The following is a 10,715-nucleotide window of genomic DNA, read 5'->3' as shown; positions in this document are numbered from 1 at the left end:
CGCGAGGGACACCGGCTTCGTACCGCCCGCCGGCGGGGTGCCCGGCTGCTGCGGCGTGCCGGGTTCCTCGGGCTCGTTCGGCACGACCGGCTCCTCGGGATCGGGAGGCACGGGAGTGTTCTTCATGGTAAGCTCGGCCTGCGCGGGCTGGCCCACCGCCACCGAGAACTCCACCGGCGTGTCGTCCAGCACATAGCCCTCGGGCGCGGCGGTCTCCACGAAGCGATAGGAACCCACCAGCAGGTCGCGCACCTCGATCAGACCATCGGCACCGGTCACGAGGGCGCCATGTCCCGGAACAGTTCCCCAGGCGCCATCGGCCAGGAGCTGCTCGAGCTTGAACGTGGCGCCGGAAAGCACCGCGGTCGGGTCCTCGGCGTCCACCTTCTTCAGCACCGCGCCGCCGAGCACGGGGCTCTTCGTGTTGGGCGCCGTCACAGCGACCTCCAGCCCCGGCGTGTCCTCGGCAAGGGTGAACTCGATCGGCGTGGTCTCCAGCTCGTAGCCCTCGGGCGCCGACACCTCGACGAATCGGTACGTGCCCACGACCAGGTCTTCAACGGTGATCAAACCGCCGCCGTCGGTCGTGAGCGCCTCGTACCCGGGCAGGTCCGTCCACGTGCCGTCGGCCGCACGTTCCTCCAGCTTGAACACCGCGCCGGGCAGCTTCACGGTCTCGTCGTCGGCGTCGACCTTGGTCAGCACCACCTTGCCGAGCACGGGGCTCTTCGTGTTCTCGGCCGTCATCGTGGCGGTATGGTCCGGCATGGACGACGTGATGGCGAATCCGATGGGCTCGGCCTCCATGACGTAGCCCGCGGGCGGCTCGATCTCCACGAAGCGGTACTGCCCCAGCAGCAACCCCGTGACCGTGATAAGCCCGTTGGAATCCGTCGTCAAACGCTCCGACCCCGCAACCGTCGCCCATGAATTGTCGGGCTGCATCTTCTCCAACTTGAACACGGCGCCCGAAAGCGCGATGCCGGCATCGCCCGCATCCACCTTCGTCAGCACGGCTTTTCCGTCACGTACTTCCACGCCGCCCGAGATCTCCGTGAAGTAAGCGCTACCCGACCCTTGCGACGACGAGGAGTCTCCGTAGGTGAGCGTGGCGGTGTTCTCGTACCGCCCATCCTCGGAAGCGTCGGCGCGCATCTCCACCAAAAACGACGTGATGTCGCCTCCGTTCGGGCCTACCGAGCTGAAGTACTTCATGACGATGGCCTTCTGCGCAGGCGAGACCCCGGCCTGGTCGAGGATGTACTCCACCGTCGCCTCGCCCCTCCCGTCGAACAGGTTATTGACGTTGAGCCTGCTCGCGCCATCACCTGAGGGAACGTCGCCGAAGCCGACGTACACCACGCGGTTCTCCCACACGCCGATGGTGGGTGTGGCGGCACCTCGCACGCTGTTGGCGAACTCCTCTTGCGTCATGCCGTCCGCGGCCGACTTGTCCACCTTGTCGAACAGGCTCGTGATGACGAAGGAGGCGTACTGCTGGCTCTGCGCCTCGCCCGCATTGGTGGTGGCGTAGATGGGCATGCGCACCACCACGTCGTCCGACGATATGGCTTGCCCGCCCTGCATCTCGTCGGTCAGCAGGAGGTTGGGCCGCTGCTCGGACTGGCTCGACCCGCCGGCCGCGTAGTCGGCATAGGCGCTCGCCACGATATCCGAGTTAACATGGGCAACTCATCTGATCTGGTTCTGGCCGGCCTCCTGCGTGCCGTACTTCAGGAGCGGCGTGTCCGGGATCGGGCGCGACGGCTCCGGCACGATGTCGACAGGCGCCAGCGCCTCCCCGTTCACCGTGAAGACAATATCGTTGCCCGCGCCTTGAACGTAGCCTTCGAGCGTGAAGAAGCCGTTGTGCAGCGACGGGAACTGCGCTCCGTCCTCCGATAGCGTGGTGACGATGGTGATCATGTTGTCGTTCATGCTGCCATCCGGGTTGCGGTTGCCGTTGACCACGTACGATCCGATCACCTTCGAGGTGCCGGGATCGACGAGGTCTGCCGGACCGAAGTTGCCGGACAGCAGGTGGCCCTGCGGGTCGATGGTGAACGTGAACGTGTCGCCGGGATTGACGCCGGTCATGTCCGGTATTTCCCAATCGATGTAGATGCGCACGTACGACCAGTTGGGAACCGATCCGCCATCGGGGACGTCGGTCCACGTGTTGCCGTTCTTAACCTGCAGCTTCATGTCGTTGATCATCACCTTGCGGGTGATGTCCGCGGATGCCCGCGGCACAGGCTCGTCGCCGGTCTCGTCGGGAACCGCCTCGTCGGCGAACGCCGGCGTACGAAGAGCCAGAAGGCAGAGGACGGCCAACCCTGCCAGAACAACGAGCATGCGAAGTCGACCCGCGCGCAAGGGCACGCGGTCGGGAACGGTCGGCCGGAAAGCCATATATCCTCCTTGTGTAGAGATTTCGAGATACCCGCCAAGGTAAGGGGGCGGGCAAGGCTCGTAGCTGAGGCTTGCAAACCGTGCCCTGCCCGTTACCTACCGAATACCGCTGCGCAACAATGCCCGGCACGCATAAAAGTCAAACAACGGCTTAACAACGGTTGTGTTCCCTGCTACAATGGCGCAGCACAATTTCATAGCATCACCCCGTTGATACGTCCTGGATCTCACGAGACAGGGCGAGGAGGGGCCTCTGGAGAATCCCGATCGTCGGGTGCCGAAGGGGCAAGGCGAGTGACCAAGGGCCGCATCGCCGAAACTCTCAGGCAAAAGGACAGAGCAAAGCTGCAGCTTGTTGCGCGCACGCGCCTTCCCTTTTCCCCATATTCCTCCAGAGCGCCGCGTCCTCGGACGGGGTTCGCCGAAATTGCACGTACATGCTTGTATCGAGGAGGAAACTGGTGGAAGGCTTTTTCAGCGTTATCAACGATGGGCTCGTCGCTATCGACGACTTCATCTGGGGAGTGCCGCTCATGGTGCTCATCCTGTTCGGCGGCATCCTGCTGACGGTGCGGTTGCGCGCCGTGCAGTTCCGGCAGCTGCCGCGCGCCCTGCGTTACATGGTGAAGAACGAGAAGGGCGGCGCCGGCGAGGTATCGAGCTTCGGCGCGCTGTGCACGGCCCTGTCAGCCACCATCGGCACGGGCAACATCGTGGGCGTGGCCACGGCCATCGTCGCCGGCGGCCCGGGCGCGCTGTTCTGGATGTGGCTGGCCGCGCTGTTCGGCATGGCCACGAAGTTCTCCGAGGGCTTGCTGGCCGTGAAGTATCGGCGCGTCGACAAGAAGACCGGCCACGTGCTGGGCGGCCCGTTCTACTACATCGAGCGCGGCATGGGCATGAAATGGCGCTGGTTGGCGAAGATCTTCGCGTTCTTCGGCATGTGCGTGGGCTTGTTCGGCATCGGCACGTTCACTCAGGTCAACTCCATCTCCAGCGCTATCACCGGGTTCTTCGACCCCGAGAAGAACGCCACGGTGAGCATCCTCGGAATGGACTACTCCATCTTCACCGTCATCGGCTCGCTGCTGCTCGCGCTGCTCGTGGGCCTCGTGGTCATCGGCGGCCTGAAGCGCATCGCGAAGGTGTCCGAGCGCGTGATCCCCGCCATGGTGGTGCTGTACGTGGGCTTCTCGCTCGTGCTCATCTTCACGAACCTCGACAAGGTGCCCGGCGCGTTCGCCGTCATCTTCCAGAGCGCGTTCGGCCTGCAGGCGGCGGCCGGCGGCATGCTGGGCGCCATCATCGTGGCCATGCAGAAGGGCATTGCGCGCGGCATCTTCTCGAACGAGGCGGGCCTCGGTTCCGCGCCTATCGCCGCGGCAGCCGCACAGACGAAGGAGCCGGTGCGCCAGGGCCTCGTGTCCATGACCGGCACGTTCCTCGACACTATCGTGGTGTGCTCCATGACGGGCCTGGCGCTGGTCATGACCGGCGCGTACCAGATCCCCGGCCTTGAGGGAGCGGCTGTGACCACGGCCGCGTTCCAGGCGGGCCTGCCGTTCCTGCCGCCCGAGGTGGTTTCGTTCGTGCTCATGGCGTGCCTCGTGCTGTTCGGGTTCACCACGATCCTCGGCTGGGACTACTACGGCGAGCGCTGCCTGGAGTACTTCAGCAACGGCAACATGAAGGCCGTGAAGGTGTACCGCTGGCTTTACATCTTCTGCGTGTTCATCGGCCCCTACATGACCGTGGCGGCCGTGTGGACCATCGCCGACATCTTCAACGGGCTCATGGCGCTGCCGAACATGATCGCGCTCATCGCGCTGTCCGGCGTGGTGGTGAAGGAGACGAAGGACTACTTCGAGCGCTTGCAGGCTGCCGGCGACGAGGATGCCATGGAGCCGCACCTTCCCGGCGACAACTGGGACATCCCGCCCATCGACCCGCTGAACGCCCCCGACTCCGACACGGCCGGCGCGCGGGCATAGCGGCCGCCGGGGCATATGCGCCCGTAGCTTTTCCATCGCGCGCCGAGCCTTCCCGCTCGGCGCGCGGCGTTTGACGCCGGTACAGCTTGGAGGGGCGGTGCTAGCCGAGCGCGGCGTTGAGCTTCAACACGATGGCCGCCAGCTGCCGCTTCTCCGCATCGTCCAGCACCGCCAGCGTATCGCGTGCGAACGCGCGCTGGTGGTCGCGCGCCTCCTGTGCCTGGTCGCGGCCGTGGTCGGTGAGCTTGACCTGCCTTGCGCGGCGGTCCTGCTCGCCGGCGGCGCGCTCGATGCAGCCGTCGGCTTCCAGCCGGGCCAGCAGCGCCCCGAGCGACTGTGGGCGGATGCCCACGATGTCGGCCAGCTCCACCTGCGACAGCAGGCGCGGCGCGAACCCCTCGACCATCGCCTCCTCATGGCTCGCCAGCACCGCCAGCACGAACGAGGCCCCCGTCGCGCCGCCCGCCTGGCGCGACCGGCGCGCGATCACCTGGCTCATATGCGCCATTTCGCGCATGATGGAGTCGTCGCTTAGAGGCTCCATGGCCCTCCCCCTCTCTTCGCCCGGCGTCCGCTACGCCTGCTGCGCGGCAGCATCGCCCAGCTCGCCCGCCGCAACGGCAGGACGCACCGCGACGCGCGAGGCTTCGCGCAGGCCGCGCAGCTTGCGCACCTCGCGGACCACGAACACCGTCGTCATGAGCGTGGCCAGGCCGTCCGATACAGGTGCGCTCACCACCACGCCCTGCAGCCCCGTGAGCCCGAACACGGACGTCAGCACCGGCGGCAGCAGCAGGTACAGCGGGATGAGGAAGATCACCTGGCGCGTCATCTCCAGGATGGCGGCCTTGAGCGGCTGGCCGCTGGACTGGAAGTAGCTCGATCCCACGATCTGGAAACCGACCAGCGGATACAGCAGCGTGTAGATCTGCAGCGCCGTGACCGCGAACGACTCCAAGTCGCCCGTCACGCCGAACAGCGCCACGATCTGCACCGGTACCGCATGCGAAAGCACGAGGAAGAACGCCCCGATGGCCACGCCCGCCACCGACGCCCACTTGAGCGCGTCGAGCACGCGCTGCCACGAGCGGGCCCCGTAGTTGTACCCGATGATAGGCTGCGCTCCCATGATCAGGCCGATGAGCGGCGTGATGGCGAACAGCGTGGCCTTCTGCGCCACGCCGATGGCCGCGAGCGCGCCCGTCACGCCGATGGGGTCCTGCGAGCCGTAGACGCCGACGACCTGGTTCAGCACCACGCTCACCACCGTGGAGGCCACCTGCATGACGAACGACGCCAGGCCCAGCGTGAGGATGCGGCCCATGAGGCGCGCATCGGGACGGCAGCACGACAGGCGCAGCCGGAACGGCGCGCCCTTGCATACCGCGAAGTACCACACCACCGGCGCCATGCCGCACGCCTGCCCCAGCACGGTGGCGCCGGCGCTGCCCGCAACGCCCCAACCGAGCACGAGCACGAACAGGTAGTTCAGCACGATGCACATCACGGTGCCGAACACCATGGTACCCAGCGCCAGGTTCGGCTTGCCTGCCGTGCGCAGGAAGTTGTTCAGACCCATGCCGAGCGACTGGAAGACGAAGCCCACGCAGATGATCTGCACGAACGTCTTGGTGGGCTCCCACAGCTCAGCACTCGTGCCGATGAGCGCGAGGACGGGATCGATGGCCGCAACCGCTGCCACCGCCACCAGCACGGCCAGCCCGCACAACAGCACGGCCGAGTTCCCCAGCGTCTTCTCCACCTGCGCCTTGCGGCCCTCGCCCAGCTGGATGGCCGCGAGCGCGTTGCCGCCCTGGCCGGCCACCATGGAGAAGCCCATGAGGATGGTCATGACCGGCAGCGCCAGCGTGGTGACGGCCACGCCCGTGCCGTCGGGGAACGCCTGGCCGAGGAAGGCGGTGTCCACCACGTTGTACAGCGAGTTGAACACCATGCTGATGATGGCCGGTATCGAGAACTCCAGCAGCAGCCTGCCTATCCGCTCCGTCCCCAACCGGTCCGTCCCCTTCGCCGCCCCGGCGCCACCTGTCGCTTGAACCTCGTTCGCCATGCAATGCCTCTTCCGCGTCCTCGTTGCTCCACATCAAGTCGCTTCCAGTTTAACCTGCTGCGCGTCGATTCTAAAAATAATAAGTTAACTTATTATTTTTCTCCATAAGGCTGTCTGGCGCGATAACATCGTTTTTTGATGCGCCGTGCTCTTGCCCGCATCAGCTTGCGGCAAGCGGCCTTTGCAGGGGCGCCTTGTCCGAGGGCCCGGCATGCAAGAAGGACCCTGTGTTTCACGTGAAACACAGGGTCCTTCTTCGAAATTCGCGCAGGTGGCGGGGGTGTTTCCGCCTTATCCCAGACGCGCCCCGTCGGGGACCTCGCGCTCGGGGACGGCGAGGGCGGGGAGGATGCCGTCCTCGTAGCCGATGTCGTAGATCATGCCCTCGGACACCTCGCCGGCCATCTTGCGGGGCGCCATGTTCACCACGAACAGCGCTTGGCGACCCTCCAGTTCGGCCTTGCAGTCGTCCCGCTCCTCCTTCATGCCGGAGAGGATCGTGCGCGTGAACCCACCGAAGCCCACCGTCATCTTGATGAGCTTCTTGGAGCCCTCCACGTCATCCACCCGCGTAATGCGCCCTACGCGGATGTCCAGCTTGTCCAGGTCGTCGATCGTGATAGGAGGCTTGACCGGCGCCGTCTCGATGGTTTCCACGGCAGCGTCCTAGCGCAGCGCGTCGGCCACTTTGCGGGCCGCCGCGGTGATCGACAGGTCGTCGATGTTCACGGTGATCTCGGCGTACTGCTCGTAGAGCGGCTTGCGCTCGTCATAGAGCTCGCGCAGGCTCATGCCGATGCCGCCTTTGAGCACCACGCCGCGCTCCTGCAAATCGTGCAGGCGGCTCACCAGCTCCTCGTACGATATCTGCAGGTACACCACGCGGCCGATCTCGGCAAGGTGCTTCATGGCCTCGTCGGAGTACACGGCCGAGCCGCCGGTGGCGATGATGGAGTTCTCCGCCTCGATGTCGCGCAGGATCTCGTTCTCCACCTGGATGAAGCCCTCCGGGCCGCATGCGTCAATGAGCTTCTGCAGCGTCTTGTCGCATTGGTTCTGGATGACGAGGTCGGCGTCGACGAACTGGTAGTTCAGTATCTTCGCCAGCACGATGCCCAACGTCGATTTGCCCGCGCTCGGCATGCCGATCAGCACTATGTTGTTCCGCTCTTGCTCCATGATGACTCCTCTAGCCTCGATTCGACGGCTGCCCTGCCGTCGGCTTCCCGGCCGCCCAACGCGCCGGCCGTTTCCGGCGACACCACCGGGCCGCCGGGGGTTTCCAGGGCCAAGGCGGGGGCGTCGTCGCCCGCCTTGCGTTTCAGCGGGAACGTTTCGCTCACCACTATAGCAACGAAGATGAGGGCGAAGCCGCCCACCAGGCGAAGCCCTATCTCTTCCCCATACAGCAGCACGCTGAACAGCACGCCGAACACGCTCTCCAAGCTCAGGAACAGCGAGGCCTGCGCGGGCGGCACGTGCGCCAGGGCCACGTTCTGGATGACGAGGGCCACGCACGACGCGAACACCACGAGGTAGGCCATGTCCATCCAGAAGGCCGGCGTGAGGGACTCGGCCGGGGGGAAGCGTCTCGAAGCAGGCGCCGTACGCCACGCCGCACACACCGCCCACCGCGAACTGCAGCAACGTGAGCACGAGCACGTCGCTTTTCTCGGAGAACTTCGACACGTACACGATGTGCACGGCGAACAGCAGCGCCGACACGAGCGTCATGGCGTCGCCGAAGCCCATGGACAGCTCGGAGAGCGAGCCCGAGAGCGACACGAGCCCGATACCGCCCACGGCCATGACGGCAGCCACCAGGTTGAACGCCGTCGGCCGCTTGCGCGCGATGGCCCACCAGGCGAACGGCACGATGACGCAGTACGTGGCCGTGAGGAAGGCGTTCTTGCCGGGCGTGGTGTGGTCGAGCCCGATGGTCTGCACCCAGAACGCCAGATAGCACACCACGCCGAGGATCGTGCCCTTGACTAGGTAGTCCACAGCCCGCTCGCCCGAGAGGGCCGCGCGCAGGCGTCGGAAGAACAGCGCGGCCAGGATGGCCCCCGTGGCCAGGAATCGGAACCCTATGAGATAGGCCGGCTGCAGCACGTCCACGGCATCCTTCATGACCACGAAGCTCAAACCCCAGATGACGGTGGCCACGACCAGCAGGAGCTTGTAAACTCCTGTTGGAATGCGATGCGCTATGCCGTCTAGTTTTTCCACAGCCGCCCATTATACGGTGCCCCCCGCCCGAATGATAGGGGCTGAACCGTCAACAGGGACGATGGTTGAGGCGCAGCAGCCGCACGAACGCCGCGAAGCCGCCCAACCTCAGTACTCGCGCTTGGCGCCGCCTATCAGGACGAGCGTGACCTTCGTGCCCACGCCCAGCTCGCTTTCCACTTCCATGTGGGTGTCGGAGCCGAAGTAGCCGCAGATGCGGTCATGGACGTTCTTCACGGCGATGCCGCAGCCGGTGGATGACTCGGGGTGCAGGATGTTCAGGCGCGCTTCCTCGGTCATGCCCACGCCGTCGTCCGCCACGCACACGATAACGTCGTCGCCTTTCACCTGGCCCGTCACGCTGATGGTGAGCTTGCCTTCCGACGGCATGGCGTGGCGCACGGCGTTCTCCACGAGCGGCTGGATGAGGAAGGGCGGCACCATCATGTCGTCGACATCCGGCTCGATGTCCACCTCCATGGCCACCCGGTCCTCGCCGAAACGCGCGATCTCGAACGTGAAGTAGCGCTTCGTCTGCTCCATCTCGCGCGCGAACAGGATGAGGTCGGCGGAGTCCTCCAGCGTGCGGCGGTAGAACACGGCGAACTCGCGCAGCAGGATGCGCGCCTTCTCGGGGTTCGTGCGAATGAGCGAGGCGATGGTGTTGATGGTGTTGAACAGGAAGTGCGGGTTGATCTGGCTCTGCAGGGCCTTCAGCTCCATGCTGGTGGCGAGCTTCGTCTGCTCCTCGAGCGCCGAGGCCGCCATCTGGGTGGACAGCAGCTGGCCGAAGCCCTCGGCGATGGACTTCTGCGTCTCGGAGATATGACGGGCCCGGCGGTAGTAGAACTTGAGCGTGCCCTCCACCGTGCGGCCCACCACCAGCGGGACGATGATGGCGGCCTGGATGGTGGACGAGCCGGACGGGAAGCCGATCTCCTCCGGTGTGAACAGGATGCGGCCGCGCCCGTCGGAGAGCGTGGCGTGGGTTGCGTGCGTGCGGATAACGCTGCCGGAGGGGTTGTCGGCCTCCTCGTAGCCGGCGTAGCCCAGAATATGGTCCTTGTCGGTCACCGCTACGGCGATGGCAGCCGTCGATGGCAGCAGCAGCTGGCAGATGCGCTGCGCCGCGTCGCTAGTCATACCCTCCTTCATGCAGTCGAGCGTCTGGCTGGCCAGGCGCAGCATGGCGTCGGACTGGCGTGCGCGCACGGAATCGGGGTCCATGAGCAGCCGGATGACGATGACGAGCGAGAGGGTGAACACGATGCCTGCCACGATGAGCACGGCGATGCTGCGGTACGGCGACACGGAAGACCAGATGAGCACGAGGCCCGACAGCACCGCGACGGTGAACATGAACATCTCGAGCGTGAAGAAACGGGGCAGGGCGGTCTTCTCCGTCGTTTCCTGTTGCACCTGCTGCAAGGCGAACCTCCTCGTCGTGGCTGAAGGCACCATCCTACCAGCATCCGGCGTGCAATGCACGCCCGTTTATCAGAGCACCCCCACCTCGTTCAGCACGAGCACAACCGCGGCCACGATGAGGAATCCGCCGAAGATGAAGCGCAGCGTGCGCTCGGGCACAAGCCGCACGAGGCGCGCGCCGATCACGGCGCCGGGAATGGAGCCCACGGCCACGGCAATGCCGGCCATATAGTCGATGTTGCCGAGCAGCCCCTGCTCGATGGTGCCCGGAATGGCCAGCAGCATGACGGCGATGAGAGACGTGCCCGACGCCTGCTTCATGGAGATGCCCACGAGCGACAGCATGAGCGGCACCATGATGAAGCCGCCGCCCACGCCCACGTACCCGGACGCCAGGCCAGCGCCCAGGCCGATGGCAGCGCCGATGGCCAACTGCTTGCGCGTGAGCTTGGGAAACGCCTTGCCCGTGTCCGCTGCGACGGACGACTCGCCGGCCGGCACCTCGGGTGCGGCGTCGTCGTTCGCCGCCGCGTCGCCCGCCTGCTCCACGGCGGCCTCGACCGGAGGCTCGCCCGCCGGCGCCG

At 65.8% G+C, this 10,715-nt stretch carries 11 protein-coding genes, 1 pseudogene and 1 riboswitch; of the genes and pseudogenes, 2 read left to right on the top strand and 10 right to left on the bottom strand.

The window, feature by feature from the left end; translation table 11 throughout:
• Both GPA_RS18970 and GPA_RS20045 read right to left on the bottom strand, forming a co-directional pair.
• A partial coding sequence (locus tag GPA_RS18970; protein ID WP_269446285.1) for an MSCRAMM family protein occupies positions 1 to 1,668 on the bottom strand: 1,668 nt, incomplete at its 3' end.
• Between the two features lie 24 nt (positions 1,669 to 1,692).
• Positions 1,693 to 2,412, bottom strand: a complete 720-nt coding sequence (locus GPA_RS20045; protein WP_049784044.1) for a hypothetical protein — start codon at positions 2,410 to 2,412, stop codon at positions 1,693 to 1,695.
• A gap of 243 nt (positions 2,413 to 2,655) precedes the next feature.
• Positions 2,656 to 2,760, top strand: a riboswitch (glycine riboswitch).
• Positions 2,761 to 2,873: 113 nt separating this feature from the next.
• Between GPA_RS20045 and GPA_RS06575 the strand changes: the two genes are divergently transcribed.
• Positions 2,874 to 4,403, top strand: coding sequence for an alanine/glycine:cation symporter family protein (locus tag GPA_RS06575; RefSeq protein ID WP_041239197.1), 1,530 nt, complete (start codon positions 2,874 to 2,876; stop codon positions 4,401 to 4,403).
• A 100-nt stretch (positions 4,404 to 4,503) separates the two neighbouring features.
• On the opposite strand, the gene GPA_RS16730 is transcribed toward GPA_RS06575, so the two are convergent.
• The 5 genes from GPA_RS16730 to GPA_RS06550 form a co-directional block, all read right to left on the bottom strand.
• A complete protein-coding gene (locus GPA_RS16730) occupies positions 4,504 to 4,947 on the bottom strand; it encodes a MarR family winged helix-turn-helix transcriptional regulator (protein WP_015539374.1) in 444 nt (147 codons plus the stop codon).
• Positions 4,948 to 4,977: 30 nt separating this feature from the next.
• Positions 4,978 to 6,474, bottom strand: a complete 1,497-nt coding sequence (locus GPA_RS06565; RefSeq protein WP_083808958.1) for an MATE family efflux transporter — start codon at positions 6,472 to 6,474, stop codon at positions 4,978 to 4,980.
• A gap of 291 nt (positions 6,475 to 6,765) precedes the next feature.
• Positions 6,766 to 7,131: a tRNA-binding protein gene (locus GPA_RS06560; protein ID WP_231847592.1), complete on the bottom strand. Its 366-nt coding sequence runs from the start codon at positions 7,129 to 7,131 to the stop codon at positions 6,766 to 6,768.
• 9 nt (positions 7,132 to 7,140) lie between these two features.
• Positions 7,141 to 7,653 carry a shikimate kinase gene (locus tag GPA_RS06555; RefSeq protein ID WP_015539373.1) on the bottom strand — a complete coding sequence of 171 codons (513 nt, stop codon included), beginning with the start codon at positions 7,651 to 7,653 and terminating at the stop codon, positions 7,141 to 7,143.
• Positions 7,629 to 8,018, bottom strand: a complete 390-nt coding sequence (locus tag GPA_RS06550; RefSeq protein WP_231847695.1) for a DMT family transporter — start codon at positions 8,016 to 8,018, stop codon at positions 7,629 to 7,631. Before GPA_RS06550 ends, GPA_RS06555 begins: the two co-directional genes overlap by 25 nt.
• Before the next feature lie 104 nt (positions 8,019 to 8,122).
• Here GPA_RS06550 and GPA_RS20040 point away from each other — a divergent pair, with 104 nt between their 5' ends.
• Positions 8,123 to 8,437, top strand: coding sequence for a hypothetical protein (locus tag GPA_RS20040; protein ID WP_231847711.1), 315 nt, complete (start codon positions 8,123 to 8,125; stop codon positions 8,435 to 8,437).
• A 107-nt stretch (positions 8,438 to 8,544) separates the two neighbouring features.
• On the opposite strand, the pseudogene GPA_RS20035 reads toward GPA_RS20040, so the two are convergent.
• From GPA_RS20035 to GPA_RS06540, 3 genes and pseudogenes are all read right to left on the bottom strand, one after another.
• Positions 8,545 to 8,604: pseudogene (locus tag GPA_RS20035) on the bottom strand (hypothetical protein); the annotation flags it as partial.
• 207 nt (positions 8,605 to 8,811) lie between these two features.
• Entirely contained in the window at positions 8,812 to 10,122 is a 1,311-nt protein-coding gene (locus tag GPA_RS06545) for a histidine kinase (RefSeq protein WP_041240199.1), read from the bottom strand.
• A 78-nt stretch (positions 10,123 to 10,200) separates the two neighbouring features.
• Positions 10,201 to 10,715: sulfite exporter TauE/SafE family protein (locus tag GPA_RS06540; protein ID WP_156791139.1), on the bottom strand; the 515-nt coding region annotated here is incomplete at its 5' end.

Source organism: Gordonibacter pamelaeae 7-10-1-b (genome assembly GCF_000210055.1).
Lineage (GTDB): Bacteria > Actinomycetota > Coriobacteriia > Coriobacteriales > Eggerthellaceae > Gordonibacter > Gordonibacter pamelaeae.
The sequence above is the reverse complement of the archived record's forward strand: the minus strand, read 5'-3'. Positions and strand labels throughout refer to the sequence as shown.

Coding starts and splice junctions, on each gene's coding strand:
- GPA_RS20045 (WP_049784044.1), bottom strand. CDS start 2,412: ATGGCTTTCCGGCCGACCGTTCCCGACCGCGTGCCCTTGCGCGCGGGT.
- GPA_RS16730 (WP_015539374.1), bottom strand. CDS start 4,947: ATGGAGCCTCTAAGCGACGACTCCATCATGCGCGAAATGGCGCATATG.
- GPA_RS06565 (WP_083808958.1), bottom strand. CDS start 6,474: ATGGCGAACGAGGTTCAAGCGACAGGTGGCGCCGGGGCGGCGAAGGGG.
- GPA_RS06555 (WP_015539373.1), bottom strand. CDS start 7,653: ATGGAGCAAGAGCGGAACAACATAGTGCTGATCGGCATGCCGAGCGCG.
- GPA_RS06550 (WP_231847695.1), bottom strand. CDS start 8,018: ATGGCCTACCTCGTGGTGTTCGCGTCGTGCGTGGCCCTCGTCATCCAG.